The organism is Thermoplasmataceae archaeon (genome assembly GCA_038729425.1).
GTDB lineage: Archaea > Thermoplasmatota > Thermoplasmata > Thermoplasmatales > Thermoplasmataceae > B-DKE.
Genome location: JAVYSB010000005.1, coordinates 23,167 through 36,931, shown reverse-complemented (window position 1 = coordinate 36,931; position 13,765 = coordinate 23,167). Strand labels below are relative to the sequence as shown.

Annotated in this window: 17 protein-coding genes; 8 read left to right on the top strand and 9 right to left on the bottom strand. The window is 41.8% G+C overall.

All coding sequences use genetic code 11. The features are described from left to right. Position 1 precedes the first annotated feature (1 nt). The gene (locus QW597_05595; GenBank protein ID MEM0156056.1) at positions 2-637 is read right to left on the bottom strand and encodes a diphthine--ammonia ligase; all 636 of its coding nucleotides are present in this window, start codon (positions 635-637) and stop codon (positions 2-4) included. A gap of 223 nt (positions 638-860) precedes the next feature. On the opposite strand from QW597_05595, the gene QW597_05590 reads away from it, so the two are divergent. Together QW597_05590 and QW597_05585 are read left to right on the top strand one after the other, a co-directional pair. Continuing rightward, on the top strand, positions 861-1,334 hold the full coding sequence (locus QW597_05590; protein MEM0156055.1) for a peroxiredoxin: 474 nt from the start codon (positions 861-863) through the stop codon (positions 1,332-1,334). Positions 1,335-1,436: 102 nt separating this feature from the next. Next, positions 1,437-1,922 carry a DUF2240 family protein gene (locus QW597_05585; GenBank protein MEM0156054.1) on the top strand — a complete coding sequence of 162 codons (486 nt, stop codon included), beginning with the start codon at positions 1,437-1,439 and terminating at the stop codon, positions 1,920-1,922. Between the two features lie 14 nt (positions 1,923-1,936). Here QW597_05585 and QW597_05580 read toward each other — a convergent pair whose 3' ends face one another. Both QW597_05580 and QW597_05575 read right to left on the bottom strand, forming a co-directional pair. Continuing rightward, complete coding sequence (locus tag QW597_05580) at positions 1,937-2,674, bottom strand: hypothetical protein (protein ID MEM0156053.1); 738 nt, start codon at positions 2,672-2,674, stop codon at positions 1,937-1,939. A gap of 40 nt (positions 2,675-2,714) precedes the next feature. After that, complete coding sequence (locus tag QW597_05575; protein MEM0156052.1) at positions 2,715-3,983, bottom strand: hydroxymethylglutaryl-CoA reductase, degradative; 1,269 nt, start codon at positions 3,981-3,983, stop codon at positions 2,715-2,717. An 850-nt stretch (positions 3,984-4,833) separates the two neighbouring features. Between QW597_05575 and QW597_05570 the strand changes: the two genes are divergently transcribed. Genes QW597_05570 through pyrI form a run of 3 tightly spaced genes read left to right on the top strand, consistent with a single transcriptional unit; the run spans position 4,834 to position 6,854 of the window. Further along, positions 4,834-5,415: a DUF981 domain-containing protein gene (locus QW597_05570; GenBank protein MEM0156051.1), complete on the top strand. Its 582-nt coding sequence runs from the start codon at positions 4,834-4,836 to the stop codon at positions 5,413-5,415. Positions 5,416-5,472: 57 nt separating this feature from the next. Beyond that, positions 5,473-6,387 carry an aspartate carbamoyltransferase gene (gene pyrB, locus QW597_05565; protein ID MEM0156050.1) on the top strand — a complete coding sequence of 305 codons (915 nt, stop codon included), beginning with the start codon at positions 5,473-5,475 and terminating at the stop codon, positions 6,385-6,387. A gap of 5 nt (positions 6,388-6,392) precedes the next feature. Next, positions 6,393-6,854, top strand: coding sequence for an aspartate carbamoyltransferase regulatory subunit (gene pyrI, locus QW597_05560; GenBank protein ID MEM0156049.1), 462 nt, complete (start codon positions 6,393-6,395; stop codon positions 6,852-6,854). Positions 6,855-6,886: 32 nt separating this feature from the next. Here pyrI and QW597_05555 read toward each other — a convergent pair whose 3' ends face one another. Both QW597_05555 and QW597_05550 read right to left on the bottom strand, forming a co-directional pair. Beyond that, positions 6,887-7,678, bottom strand: coding sequence for a hypothetical protein (locus QW597_05555; GenBank protein MEM0156048.1), 792 nt, complete (start codon positions 7,676-7,678; stop codon positions 6,887-6,889). Positions 7,679-7,687: 9 nt separating this feature from the next. Then, the gene (locus QW597_05550; GenBank protein MEM0156047.1) at positions 7,688-8,113 is read right to left on the bottom strand and encodes a ribbon-helix-helix domain-containing protein; all 426 of its coding nucleotides are present in this window, start codon (positions 8,111-8,113) and stop codon (positions 7,688-7,690) included. Positions 8,114-8,372: 259 nt separating this feature from the next. On the opposite strand from QW597_05550, the gene QW597_05545 reads away from it, so the two are divergent. Genes QW597_05545 through QW597_05535 form a run of 3 tightly spaced genes read left to right on the top strand, consistent with a single transcriptional unit; the run spans position 8,373 to position 10,091 of the window. Further along, a complete protein-coding gene (locus QW597_05545; protein ID MEM0156046.1) occupies positions 8,373-8,990 on the top strand; it encodes a translation initiation factor IF-2 subunit beta in 618 nt (205 codons plus the stop codon). Position 8,991: 1 nt separating this feature from the next. After that, complete coding sequence (locus tag QW597_05540; GenBank protein MEM0156045.1) at positions 8,992-9,351, top strand: hypothetical protein; 360 nt, start codon at positions 8,992-8,994, stop codon at positions 9,349-9,351. A 44-nt stretch (positions 9,352-9,395) separates the two neighbouring features. Then, entirely contained in the window at positions 9,396-10,091 is a 696-nt protein-coding gene (locus QW597_05535) for a DUF120 domain-containing protein (GenBank protein MEM0156044.1), read from the top strand. Here QW597_05535 and QW597_05530 read toward each other — a convergent pair. The 4 genes from QW597_05530 to QW597_05515 form a co-directional block, all read right to left on the bottom strand. Beyond that, entirely contained in the window at positions 10,088-10,354 is a 267-nt protein-coding gene (locus QW597_05530) for a hypothetical protein (GenBank protein ID MEM0156043.1), read from the bottom strand. The two genes, QW597_05535 and QW597_05530, sit on opposite strands and share 4 nt — an antisense overlap. 17 nt (positions 10,355-10,371) lie before the next feature. Beyond that, a complete protein-coding gene (gene purL, locus QW597_05525; GenBank protein ID MEM0156042.1) occupies positions 10,372-12,684 on the bottom strand; it encodes a phosphoribosylformylglycinamidine synthase subunit PurL in 2,313 nt (770 codons plus the stop codon). A gap of 1 nt (position 12,685) precedes the next feature. Then, positions 12,686-12,931, bottom strand: coding sequence for a phosphoribosylformylglycinamidine synthase subunit PurS (gene purS, locus QW597_05520; GenBank protein ID MEM0156041.1), 246 nt, complete (start codon positions 12,929-12,931; stop codon positions 12,686-12,688). A gap of 91 nt (positions 12,932-13,022) precedes the next feature. Next, a complete protein-coding gene (locus QW597_05515; protein MEM0156040.1) occupies positions 13,023-13,760 on the bottom strand; it encodes a geranylgeranylglyceryl/heptaprenylglyceryl phosphate synthase in 738 nt (245 codons plus the stop codon). Between the last annotated feature and the right edge of the window lie 5 nt (positions 13,761-13,765).

Sequence of the window (13,765 nt, the reverse complement as noted above, 5' to 3'; positions counted from 1 at the left end):
CTCACTCACTAAGTAGGAGATAACCGCAGGAACCCTCCCACACTTTTTTGGAGTTTCTGTAGTCAATCTCTGGTTTCCCAGGGACACCGTACACGAATGTCTCATATTCGCCACCTTCACCCGCGATATTTATTCTCCTCTTCCGAGAGATGTTATTAAGATGCTGTATGTACTGTGAATCAATTGTTTTACCTAGGTCTTCCTCTGTGAGACCCTCGGCAGACACTGAAACAATCACTGCCCTGATGCCCCTCTCCAATAACTCAAGTAAAACCTTCCCCTGGCTCTTCCGCCATAATGGCGTAAATGAGATCATTCCAAGTTCGGTGCACATTTGTTCGATCCTTGTCTTCTGATAATCTGAGGCGATGGCTCCAGAAATAATAGCCCTGGCTCCCTTTGCATAGTAGGATTCTACGGTTTCTCTCAGCTTTTCTTCCATGCAGAATGCCACAGGCACTTCAAGAAACCTGGCCGGCAACGCCGATTTAGACGCATTGGGAAAATGAAACATGGGAGAGTATTCGTCCGGCAAAACGGTCACTGCGGAAATAATTTCATAACCACTTTCTTGCGCTATCTGCATTGAAAGAAAGGAGTCTTTCCCCCCTGAAAAAAGAGCAACTGCCTTTGTCATTTTGTTACTCGACTTGGATGTGGAATTCTATTATAATATATAGCACATAACTTAGGGTCGCGTAACGATGTATGTCATAACACTGAATCTGTTAACCTATTTAATCAAAGACATTGTTCATAGTGCTAAACCACTCTCGCTCACATGCGATCTGGCACTTCTGTAACATTTTTTGATCAGGTATCATTAAATATTTCGCGGCGATAAAAGCAGCAGGAAATATATGACACTGAAAGTTGGAGATAAGGCTCCGAATTTTGCTTTGCCAGATTCTAAACTGAAAATGAGATCGCTATCTGAATATAGCGGGGAAAAAGTTGTTTTAGCGTTTTTCCCCGGAGCATTTACCAGCGTCTGTACAAAGGAAATGTGTACTTTCAGGGATTCTATGGCAAACTTGAAGAAGCTCAGTGCAAAAGTTGTAGGAGTTAGCGTCGATACACCCTTCACGCTCGCAGAGTTTGACAAGCGGAATAATTTGAACTTCGACCTTCTCAGTGATTCAACAAGAACGGTTTCAAAACAGTATGGTGGAGTACACGAGGATTTCGTTTCACTGAAAGGGCTTTCCGTGTCAAAAAGAAGTATTTTTGTTCTGGGAGGGGACGGGGTCATAAGGTATGTGTGGATAAGCGAGGACCCTGGGAAAGAACCTGACTATAAAAAGATACAAGAAGTACTCTCTGGGATCAACTGATCCCGGAAATCTTCAATTGCTCCAATCAATTCTTTTATCTGGACCGTTGTATCCTTGGACGATAATTGAAAAAGTTTATTCAAATGTTGAGTATCAAACACCGTGGATAAAGATACTGCAAGAAAATTGATAGCTATTGTCTTCTCAAACAAAAAAAATTCGGAAAGGTGCACAAAACAGGATTTCGTTACATTCCTATCATTTAAGCGCTCCCTTTTGAAACCAGACGTCGTAGAGAAATTCATCGTTGAAGCCGTGAATGAAGGACTGCTTTATGAAAGCGACAAGGAATACACACCAGCCTTTAGTCCCGCCGGAATCATAGTACCTCTCGACTTCTCTGTGAATGTGGATGAACTTTTTTCCTCGTCCAGAGACAAGCCTATTGTGGATAGGCTTCTGGACGCCATTGCAGCTTCAGGGAAGCTGACCAAGAAGGAAGCAATAGCCAGAAGCAAGGAAGTCACAGACAAGATAAAGCTGATTAACTTCGACCTGGCATTAATGGCAGTTATGTCTGATGAGGATATTGATCTAAGGCCATTCACAAAGGAAATGCTGGAAACATACCTTAAACTGAAGAATTAGAAGATTTGATCGGCTTACTCAGATAGCCTTTGTGCTATTTTAATCGCGTCGTCCACATTACCCATCTCCATGGCTATATCTGAGGCTATATCGTATATATAGGAGAGGGAGCTTCTAAACTCCTTTCTTTCTTTTTTGTTCTTTATACTAGCTGATATGCTGTCTATCTCGTTCAGAGACTCTATCGACTTTTCAAGTGCGTCTTCAGCGTTTCCATGTTTTCTGATATTCTCTATTATTCCCTTCTTTGCTTCAAAGTAACTATCCCAATCACCGTTTTTACGCGAAGATTCCATTACGCCATTAAAGATATTCAACAATTCTTCTTCGTTCCCTTTACGGGTACCAATAAGTTCTGCTTTCGCCAAAAGTACCATGTTTACAAGACCTTCGTCTTCAGTCTCTCTGGCAATTAAAAGGGCCCTTTCCAGTTCCTCGCCTGATTCATTCAGTTTACCGGCGTCCATCAGAATATAAAACATGTTAAGTCTGTCAACGATCTCGAGATCTCTCTCGCCTGATTTATTATGAATATCTAGAGCCATATTAGCGTATTTCATGGAATTTTCAATATTCTTCGGCTCCAAGGCTGAATACGCCTGTGATATCTTGTAATAGATTTCTCCTAGTGTTGAAAGATCACTATCCTTGATTAGTTCTGTCGCTCTCACGTAGTCTCTGATTGCGTCAATGTACTTCTCTCTCTGAAGCGAGTTATCAGCAGACTTTAGCAGTGCCCCTAATTCATCCATTGGATTCACCCAATCATCGTAAAGCTATATTTAGCTGTATTTATGAATTCTTGCGTAATAGGGCTAATATTTCCCTCGCACGTGATGGCGATATAGTATTTTCCTCCCTCATGATTTTTGCGACCTGATCGATCTCTCCACCTAGTGCTCCTGCCGTGATAGCTATGCTTCTGGCGTGCAGACTCATGTGCCCCCTCTGGATGCCTTCCGCACTTAGTGCACGTACTGCAGCAAAATTCTGGGCGAGTCCAACAGATGCCAGAACACATGCAAATTCCCTTGAATTCTCCACATTTAGTATCTTTCTCGCTACCCTGGCCTTTGGAACAGTATTGGTAGAACCTCCCACCGTCCCGGTAGCTATAGGTATGGCTATGCTGACATTGAGATCGCCACCCGGTGTGATGTCATATCTGGTAAGTGACTTGTATCCAGTAAGAGAAGCGAAGGCATGAGCTCCAGCCTCAATTGCACGCCAATCATTCATTGTTGCCAGAAGAACTGCATCTATACCGTTCATGATTCCTTTGTTGTGGGTTGCTGCCCTATAGGGGTCTACCATAGATAAATTGAAGGAATTCATAATATTTTTTACAACCTGTTCTCCACCAATCAAGTCTTTTTTAAAAATTGCAGATGCATATGCCATTCTCCTGTCAGAGAGATTCGATAAAATCCTTAGATTAACATGACCTCCTGTAATCTCTTCAATATAAGGTGCTATAAACTCGCACATTGAATTTACAATGTTGGCCCCCATCGCATCGAGCACATCGACAAAGAGGTGCACCACAAGCATATCCTCCGGGACATGGTATTCCAGCAGCTCTATGTGCTGAGCACCAGCACCTGCTTCTCTCAGGGTCTTGCTCTTTGTGTTTGCCAACTGCAGAATTTTTTGTTCTGACCGCAGGATTTTTTCCTTTGCATCATCCTGAGATCTCAGATTCATGATCTGGATCTGGCCAATCATTATTGGGTCACTCGCACGGGCAGTGAATCCCCCGGAAGCTCTGGCTATCTTTGCAGCGTTGGAACACGCAGCTATGATCGAGGCTTCTTCTACTGCCATTGGTATCAAATAATCTTTGCCGTTGATTTTGAAGTTGGTGGCTACACCAAGCGGGACATCAATGGTAGAGATTACATTTTCAATCATTCTGTCAGCTATATCCACTGGAAGGGAACCAAAATTAGAAAGGAGTGAAACGTCATCATCCCCGAGATCTGAGAAGTCAGCTACGAGCTTCACTCTGTCTTGTATGGATAATTTGTGCAGACCGGGTATAGAGGAACTCTTGCCACCCATGAGGAGCCATGATTTCCATGATTAAATTACTATCTTTGGGCATTTTACTTTTATTGAAAATATGGGTACACCAAAAATAAAATTTAATAATATTTTATTAAGCTGAGCCGAGAGTTATTTAAAAACGTGGAATCCTCTTGCCATCGGTGAAGCTTGGTCAATAGAAGAATGAAAATAATATTAGAAGTAGCGCCTGGCGCTATTATATCGCTTCTTATTTCATTTTATTTAACTTCGGCTGAAATTTAATAGCAACTTAATTGGCAAAGCTTTGCGGTAACTTTTCCTGGGTTCTAACTTTTGATATTCGCTGGAGTCTGGTCATACTTCCATGCAAAATTTTTTAGGCGTGCCTTAAGATGAAAAACTCCGTTAGGTCAAACAATACCATTTGATAAGAGATCCAACAATTAAATCTTCAGTCAAAATTCGAGCAAAATTGATCAATCCTATTCATTCTTTTCATCCGCTTGATAATTCCTTCTCTTCTTGATGTGAATTGCTTTTCCTATCCGCAAATCCCTATTACTCGCATCTAAGCAAGAAAAATAGTTTTGTTAACTTCGTTTTATCCGCATCTACTGGAAAAGTTGTAGGACCCATTTTAAAATTAGTCATCGTTCAAATTGAGCCAAATTCATCTCCCATATTTCAAGCGAAATGATAATCCTATTATTATGTATTTTCCGCTATATTCATTAAATTAGCAATTCTTACAAACACTGTTTGTTAGCCTAGTTTCAAGATTCTGTATGAATGCCGTTTACAAAAAGTTTATAAACATAATCTCTAACATCTCAAGTGCCCTTTTTATTAATATTCTGAAAATAACAAATTAGAGGTCTAGAAAATGACATTTGTTGATCCTTTGGCCGTGATGTTGATCGGCTTAGCAATGGGTACGCTCCTAGGTGCATTTTATTTCTTCTTCTCAGCTAGGGGAGACAAGGAGCAGATTAAGAGTTTGGTAATACCAGCAATCGGTGTGGGTCTGTTCAATATTGTGAGCGGATTTTACATGTCCTTCTCATGGGTAATGACGGGATTCGCAACAAAATACAACATGGAATTCGGAGATCCACTTCTTCTCTTTGGTATTGTATTGCTTGTCTCTGCAGTGATGATATATAAGGACATGCATCTTGGTCTTATGCCCTTGCTGATCATGCTGGTTGGCATCTATGTTCTGGTTGGAGCTTATAACATACTTGATTATAGTATGGAAAGTGGAAACGACCTGATTACTTCAATGGGACTGTACATTTTTGATGGAATCGGTGCTCTCCTTGCTCCAGTGCTTTACATTAAGCCTACGACATCCACTGGAAAGATTCTCTACTATATCGAGTGGATTATACTGGGTATAGGTACTGTATTCGCACTAATTATTGGATATGGAGCATTTAACCAGCACGTAGGAAGCCCTCCGTAATCCATCCTCTTTTTTTAACCTAAAGTCTTTTAATTCTACAATCATTTATCTATTTTGATGTTGAAAAATAGAAGCATAGTTTCCATTGATGATGTTGACTCATCTGATTTGAGCGAGGTTTTTTCAGTAGCCGACAGAATGCTGGCTGCGTTGGAATCAAGAAAAAAGCTCGAAATACTGACGGGAAAGATTATGGCGACCCTTTTTTATGAACCCAGCACTAGAACGCGCTTATCGTTTGAATCGTCCATGCACAGACTTGGTGGTTCTGTAATTAGCGTTTCAGACGTCAAATCATCTTCGGTAGCTAAGGGGGAGACCCTTGCAGACACCATAAGAATGGCCGAATCATACTCTGATGTAATTGTCATAAGGCATCCTCTTGAAGGGGCTGCGAGACTTGCCTCAAAATTTTCGTCCAAACCGGTTATCAATGCCGGTGACGGGTCAGGGCAGCATCCTACACAGACTCTTCTCGATCTGTATACAATTAAGAGGCACTTCGGCAAGATCGACGGACTGAATATAGCAATGGTTGGAGATCTCCGCTATGGGAGGACGGTGCACTCACTTCTTCTGGCACTTTCAAACTTTGATGTTGAGGTTACCCTTATTTCTCCCGCTGTTCTTAAAATGCCCGATCATATTAGAGAAAGACTCAGTAAAAAGGTCAAAATCACAACAGAAGAGAACCTTGAAAAGGGGATAGATGAACACGACGTTTTCTATGTAACAAGGATTCAGAAAGAAAGATTCACTGATCAGAACGAGTACAACAGTGTTATAGGGTTATACTCGATAGATAGTGAAACTGTGAAAAAAATGAAGCAGAACTCAATAATAATGCACCCCTTACCAAGGATAGATGAAATAAAGGCGGAAGTGGATTTTCTGCCGAATGCAATGTATTTCAAACAAGCTTACTACGGCGTGCCGGTCAGAATGGCATTGCTTTCCATGATCCTGGAGTGATGAACATGGAACAGACACTAAAAGTATCAAAAATAAAAGACGGGACTGTAATAGACCATGTTCCGGCTGGAAAAGCACTGAGGGTTGTCTCCATTTTGAAGATAGAAAACAACCCTGACGTATCCACCACCATAGCTATGAGGGTCCCAAGCAACAAACTTGGAAAGAAAGACGTCATAAAAGTGGAGAACAAATTCCTGAGTAGAGACGATCTTGATAGAATATCTCTGGTAGCACCTGCAGCAACTATTAGCATAGTCAAAAACTATGAGATAACCGATAAATTCACGGTGAAACTCACCGGAAACGTTGTTGGCATTGTTAAGTGCCAGAATCAGATTTGTATTACTAACCAGAAAGAACCCGTAAATAGTGAATTTTCCGTTGTATCAGAGAATCCACTGGTGCTGAGGTGCCTTTACTGCGAAAGGAATATGGTGGAAAAAGATATAATAACCCAGTTGTAAAACAGGGCATAAAAATTAATTATGTGGTGTGTTCAAAACGCCACAATCTTCTTTGCATTTATAGATGCATTTGACAGCTTCATAAGATAAACCTCAATTTCCCTTGCAATTTTTGTATTGATCGAACCCCACTGACCATCAACGCTGTATCCAGTGGTATGTCTTGTTAAATTCTCTTCCAGGTCCTGATTGTCAATTACTCTAACTCTTTCGCCTGCTGATACAAGGCGGTTTATAGCCCCCTCAGCGATTGATCTCTCACTCGGATATAGCCTGGAAGGTTTTATTATGACATTCAGATGCGGAATATTTCTGCTTGACATAATTCGGGAAATAGATGAATGCATAGCCTGAGCATATCTGTTCCCAAACGCACTGAGCAGGATATATGAATCACTTCTCTGAAACTCGGTAAAGACACGTAATGCAGTTCTTGTGATGTCAGATTCATTATTTGAAATGTCCGCAGTAGTTGTTTCGAATTTGGCCATCGCGTAATCGTCGCCTCTCATGCTGTCGTCATCCAGCGAGTCATCACCTGCGTTTACAACTCTCACTTCCATAGGTTTATGAGAGTAAATCTCTATGTGAGCAACATCATTGCTTATGTTTTTCTGCGCAGCTAAAGTATGTCTTGAATGATTCACAGCGTGGTAGAAAACTCTAGCTTCCTCTAATGGCATAACTTTCCTTAATGCCCTTTCCGCCGCGCTGCCTATGGCGATCAGCGCACAATCATATCTATCAGTAGCGTAATCCCTAGCAATTGAACAAATTCTCTCTCGAAAATATCCAGTTTCAGTTTCAACATCCTTTTTCATCATTTTAATCACCTATGATTTTTCCTCGTCGTCATTACTCCGATCTATCTTGGTTCTCAAGGAAAGGTCTTCTACCCTAGCCCCAGTAGACTTGTCCATGACCGCCCTGAACTCATTGTTCTTTGAATCAATTATTTTTGAGATCAATCCGCTAGATCTGGCAACATTGAGGATTTCTGTTATTGCATCACTCCTGTCGTTGAAATAGCCCTGTCTTATGGCCAGCGCTAACGTCTGCTCCATTATCTTGTCCAGCCTGAGCGAAATTTCATTTGGACCAAGTATTGTAATTCTGTTTTGAGAGATGTATTCAAGAGCAGCAAATCTGATGAATTCAGATCTGCTGGCAAATCTCGCAGTGGATTTGAGGAAATTATCTATCTCCTCAACTTCGCCTTCAGTGATTCTGATGGTTATCTTTGTGTCCTTGTTCTCCAACGAGATATAACCTCTAAACATTATGTAACAATATATATTTAAATGTTTCTTTTGTATATACAAGTAAGTAATGTTGGCCTGATGCTGAGTACACACATTATGTACACGTGGAGACAGTTATTATAATAATTTTTCTCTACTTAACCATGATTATATTTTGTTGATATCATTTATTTTATAAATTTGCGTATCATTATATATATCGTACATAATTTTAATAATCATTAGTTTAAATAACCCGTCAGGATACGTCTATTGTATGACAAACGATTACGAAGAGCTTCTGGAAAAGGCGTCGGGGATGCTTGCAAAGTCAAATACCAGCGATAGCAGACTTAAGATACCGGAACCTGACGTAATCACCGAGGGCAAATCTACCATAATCAGGAATTTTCTCGATATAACTGATCTCATCAATCGGGAACCGCAGGTTATTGCGAAATATCTAATGAAGGAATTTGGCATTGGTGTGACCATCAGTGGGAGAAGACTCATAATTAACAGGAAGCTGTCCGCTTCACAGATTTCAAAGAAATTCTCACAATATATGGACTCTTACGTGAAGTGCTACGAATGCGGATCACCTGACACAGAGATCCACAGGGTCGGCAGAATAGATCTGCTTACTTGTAAAGCATGCGGGGCCCAACACCCTATCAAGTTAACAAGGGATTCAAAATCTAACGAAGCCGATCTGGAAGAAGGGAAGCAATATAATATAACTATTAACGAAGTTGGGAAATCCGGCGAAGGGAGAACCAATTATAAAGGTTACTCAATAATTGTTGCTGGGGGCAAAAAGGGCGAGAATCTCAGGGTTCTTATTAAAAAAATCAGGAATGGTACAGCGATTGCGGAAATAGTCTCAAAAAACTGAAATGGACAGCAATACTGTCATTGTAGATTCCAACGCACTCATATATTCGGTCAGACAGAGAATTGACCTGAAGAAAAACCTGCAAGGCAGAGGTCTTCAAAATATTCTTGTCCCAGATTGTGTTATTCGTGAACTGGAAGGGTTGGCAGGTAGTGTGAAGGAAGCTAGAGCCGCGCTCGAAATCGCTTCTAAGTTCAGGTCAATCATTGTAGAGGGGGCTTGCGACTCAGCCATAGTCAGGCGTGCGATGAGCGACAGGTGCTCAATCCTGACCAATGACCGCGAGATGATCTCTGCTGCAAAGACGGGTAAAGTACATGTTTTTACGATCAAAAGAAAACGAATAATCGATGCCGTGTAATCGATCATAAGGATTAAGATTGAAGGCTTAATTCCTGAAGGAGGATGAAATCAGGAATAGCTAAGGATTATCAGCTTTATCTGGCACTTAAAGCCATAAAGAAACTTATAGGAAGAGAATCGTCCAGAAATATATCTTCAGGTGAAGTCGCAAAGCTAATGGGAATAAGCCAGCAATCCGCTTCTAGGATCATAATAAAACTAGGGGCAGAGAAATATATAAACAGGGTACTGGAAAATAGAAAGCAGGACATTTCGCTTACAGAGAATGGTTTAGACATTCTTTTCTCGGAACTAGATTCTCTCTCGCGTATACTGGATATGTCTGACATAATAACAATTGAAGGGGAAGTGAAGAGTGGACTTGGTGAAGGTAGATACTACATTTCAAGAAAATCATATATTATTCAGTTTCAGGAAAAGTTGGGATACATTCCATACCTGGGGACACTTAATATTAAGGTTGGACGGGAATTCGAGAACGAATTGAGACGCCTCAGGAACAGCTCAGGTATACACATAGATGGGTTCCAGACAGAGGATAGGACCTTTGGACCGGTAAAGGCTTTCAAGGCAAAGATAGACAGCATCGACTGCGCCGCAATATTGCCAGAAAGAACAGTCTACTCTGATGTTCTTGAAATAATATCAAGTCAGTACCTACGCGATATGCTCAAGCTGGTCGATGATTCCAAGGTATCGGTCAAGATAGAGATAGGTTCTCAATCAAAATCCAGCTAAATCTCCACATCTATTTTTCCGGATTTAACGTCATCTATTACTTTTTCAAATCTCCTATTCGCTTCTTCCGGCTTCAGTCCACACTCATAAAGCTCCATGTATATCTCATATCGCTCTTCGTCCTCGGACCCGTCTATACTCGCCTGAAAAATTTTGGTATAGCCGCAAGTTTTGTCCGCGTTGAAATTGAGCCGATAATAAAGTTCGACTACAACGTTTTTTTCATCTACTTTTTCTCTTTTCCTGATAAGTTCTTCTGTCAAGCACAAATCCCCCTCTATTAAATGAAATCATCAAGCCCATGTTCCCAGGCATTTCTGAAGGTTTCAAGGTCGTAGTCAATATAGACGATGCCTGAATCCTCAAACTTGACGTTCTTACTGCCAGTTTTTCCAACAACCGCGAGCCTTACATCTTCAAAGCATTCCTGTAATTTTTTCAGGTCCTTCTGATCCACTTCTACCAGTAACCTGTTTCCTATTTCGCTGAAAAGTTTCTGACTAAACCTTCCATTTGAAATTTCCGATAGGTCGACTGAAAATCCAATTCCTTTTCCGAAAGCCATCTCAAGTAGTGCCATCGCTACGCCGCCGCTAGAAACGTCGTGAGCAGCTTTAATCAGCCCGCCCTTAAACGCTTTATGAAACCCTGCCGCTATACTCTTAAGTTCGTCAAGGTCAACAGGTGGATAATCATTAGATCTAACTCCAAGATAGTGCAAATAGAGGCTTCCAGAGAGGTCCGGTGGACTATTTCCAATCAGTATTATCAAGTGATCCGCGCTCTTAAATTCAGGGCTAACCAACTTCCCCACGTCATCCGCAATTCCCGAGACCATTATTGTCGGGGTCGGAATGATATGCGAGCTGCTCGATCCGTTGTAGAGACTGACGTTTCCAGCAACCACTGGCAGCGAAAATTTCCTGCAAAAGTCACCGATGGCGCGGACAGATTCAACAAATTCACCCATTGCCTCCATGTCTTCGGGGTTCCCAAAATTCAGGGAGTCAACTATTGAGTGCGGTCTGGATCCGGATACAAGTACGTTCCTGTATCCCTCGGCGAGCACTGCCATTGTGCCATTATATGGATTTAAAGAGACGCTTCGTCCACCTGTTCCTACTGAAAGGGCGAGGCCACGCATGCTCTCCTCTACTGGCTTGATTACAGCACAATCAGAGTGAGTTTCATGGTTTGGCATTCCAGCAAAAGGCTTCATTATAGTATTTCCCCTCACTGTAAAATCATACTGCCTTACCACCGGAAAGCGGGCGCAGGCGTTTGGGTTCTTTATCATATGCAGCAGGAAATCTCCATATTCGATTGGTTCTTTTGGTATCGTACTTTCCTTCTTGTCAATCGATCTTGTTTTAAACGGTCTGGCATAGATCGGTCCTGACGTGAGGAATGGAAGACTTAGATCAAGTTCAAGGGAACCGTTATGATATATTACAAGGTTAGTGCCCGCCTTTACTTTACCGATCTCAGAAAATTCTATGTCCCACTTCCGGAAAATTCTGGAAATTTTTTCTATATTCTTTGGATCTATAGCCAATAGCATCCTCTCTTGGCTCTCGCTTATCCAGATTTCCCATGGCTTCATGTCCGACTCCTTGAGGAGGACATTCTCAAGATGAATTTCGGCTGATGTCCCACCAGCATAGCACATTTCACCAACAGAGCTGGAAAGTCCACCCCCACCAAGGTCCTTCATGCCATCTACGAGCCCCTCTTCTACTGATTCAAGGACGGCATGTATGAGCGGTTCTTTGATTATGGGATTTCCCAATTGGACAGCTCGTTTGTTGGATTCTTTCTCACTAATCTGGACTGAGGCAAAATTAACCCCATGAATACCGTCTCTTCCTGTCCTCCCTCCCGCAAGGATAAGTATATCCCCAACCTTCTCTATTTTGCTTCTGATTATGTTCTCCTTTCTAGCTATTCCAACGCAGCCAGCATTCACAATTGGGTTGTTATTGTATGACTTATGAAACTCGACGGAGCCGGCGACGTTAGGTATTCCAACCCTGTTTCCGTAGTCTCTGATTCCTCCGACAATTCCATCAAATGTGAATCTCTGAGTCAGGCCGTGATCATTCTTCGAGGCATCATTGATATCTCCAAGATAAATAGAATCAAGCAATGCAATGGGTTGAGCTCCCATGCAGAGAATATCTCTTATGATGCCTCCGACCCCTGTTGCTGCACCTCCATAAGGTTCGATCGCACTTGGATGATTGTGGCTTTCCATCTTGACAACGTACGCGTGCTCGTCGTCAAATTCTACAACGCCGGCATCGTCTTCCATGGCGAGGATAGTATAGTCAGTCTTCAGACCAGAAAGAAATTTCTTGAGGTAGAGTTTTGAGGATTTATAGCAGCAGTGTTCGCTCCATGCCTGGGCCATTGCCTGAATCTCAAGCATTGTCGGGTTGCGACCCAGATCTGAAAAATAATGTCTAAGCATTATCATCTCATCTCTGCTGAGTGAAAGTGAAAGACCTGAACTCAGGCTTTCCAGATAATCGTTTCCGGTTTCAAGGAGCTTTACGATCTCTGTCCCTCCATTAACAGTGGCTGGTTCCCGCATTTCAATCACTAGTCTCTACAATTTTGAATCTCTGAATAACTGGATTGTATAGTAGTTTGTCAGCAATCTCTTTCACTGAAAGCAGAGCATCATCCCTGTTACCATTGATATTGAACTCAAATGATTTAGATATCCTGACACTGGACAGGTTTTCGAAACCTATTATTTTCAGGTTTCTCAAAATAGTTTCTGATTCCGGATCCTCAACACCTTCGAGGTACTCAATTTCCACTCTGACCCTGGGCATAGAAGGAAATGTCATTGATAAATTAAACATTGCTCCATGAGTACAAATTTCATGTGCAGAGATAGCAAAATCATGATCAGATCAATATTTCCTAGGCTTTTATGGCAGAAATAATGGGTTCAAGGATATCGTACACTTTGTCTGATTTTTCCGTCACTGTACCAGTAACAACAATATCTGCTCCGGCTTTAGAAACAATGCTTGCAGCTTCTGGTGATCTTATGCCGCCTCCCACGATGAGCGGTAAATCAATACCGGGCCGGACCTTAGATATGAGAGATGCTGGTACATGGCTATTAGCACCGCTTCCAGCTTCAAAATACATAAGTTTCATACCGAAGAACTGTGCAGCAAGTGAATACGATAGCGCAAGTTTGTAATCATCTCCACGCAGAAGCTCAGCTTTCCCCACCTTTCCTACGGTCATTCCAGGCTCAAAAATAAGATAACCCATGGGAATGGCTTCAAGTCCTGTCTCTTTCAGGAAGCATGATGCTTTCATCTGATGCCTCACGATGAAATCTGGATCTGTGGAGTTCATCAGAGACATGAAATATATAGCATCTGCCTGTTTTGAGACCATACTTGAGGAACCAGGAAATAGAATGGTCTTCAGGCTTGTATGCTTCTTAATGTGATCAACGCATTGATCCATCGCGTCTATATTGATATCGGTAGAACCTCCTACCATGATGAAGTCGCTGCCAGCCCGTTCGGCCTCTTCCGCTATGACAGCTGATTTTACGGGATCCTGTGAAGCGGGATCGATAAGCGTCATGTGAACCTTCCCTTTTGCTATACGTTTTTTTATCTCTTCATAAACTTTCATTCTTT

Bases quoted from the DNA above. Each gene is read 5' to 3' on its own strand.
- QW597_05540 (MEM0156045.1), top strand. From the start codon at position 8,992: ATGGACAGCAATACTGTCATTGTAGATTCCAACGCACTCATATATTCG.
- QW597_05535 (MEM0156044.1), top strand. From the start codon at position 9,396: ATGAAATCAGGAATAGCTAAGGATTATCAGCTTTATCTGGCACTTAAA.
- QW597_05555 (MEM0156048.1), bottom strand. From the start codon at position 7,678: ATGATGAAAAAGGATGTTGAAACTGAAACTGGATATTTTCGAGAGAGA.
- QW597_05580 (MEM0156053.1), bottom strand. From the start codon at position 2,674: ATGGATGAATTAGGGGCACTGCTAAAGTCTGCTGATAACTCGCTTCAG.
- QW597_05590 (MEM0156055.1), top strand. From the start codon at position 861: ATGACACTGAAAGTTGGAGATAAGGCTCCGAATTTTGCTTTGCCAGAT.
- QW597_05515 (MEM0156040.1), bottom strand. From the start codon at position 13,760: ATGAAAGTTTATGAAGAGATAAAAAAACGTATAGCAAAAGGGAAGGTT.
- QW597_05595 (MEM0156056.1), bottom strand. From the start codon at position 637: ATGACAAAGGCAGTTGCTCTTTTTTCAGGGGGGAAAGACTCCTTTCTT.
- pyrB (MEM0156050.1), top strand. From the start codon at position 5,473: ATGTTGAAAAATAGAAGCATAGTTTCCATTGATGATGTTGACTCATCT.
- purL (MEM0156042.1), bottom strand. From the start codon at position 12,684: ATGCGGGAACCAGCCACTGTTAATGGAGGGACAGAGATCGTAAAGCTC.
- QW597_05575 (MEM0156052.1), bottom strand. From the start codon at position 3,983: ATGGGTGGCAAGAGTTCCTCTATACCCGGTCTGCACAAATTATCCATA.
- purS (MEM0156041.1), bottom strand. From the start codon at position 12,931: ATGCCCAGGGTCAGAGTGGAAATTGAGTACCTCGAAGGTGTTGAGGAT.
- QW597_05545 (MEM0156046.1), top strand. From the start codon at position 8,373: ATGACAAACGATTACGAAGAGCTTCTGGAAAAGGCGTCGGGGATGCTT.
- pyrI (MEM0156049.1), top strand. From the start codon at position 6,393: ATGGAACAGACACTAAAAGTATCAAAAATAAAAGACGGGACTGTAATA.
- QW597_05570 (MEM0156051.1), top strand. From the start codon at position 4,834: ATGACATTTGTTGATCCTTTGGCCGTGATGTTGATCGGCTTAGCAATG.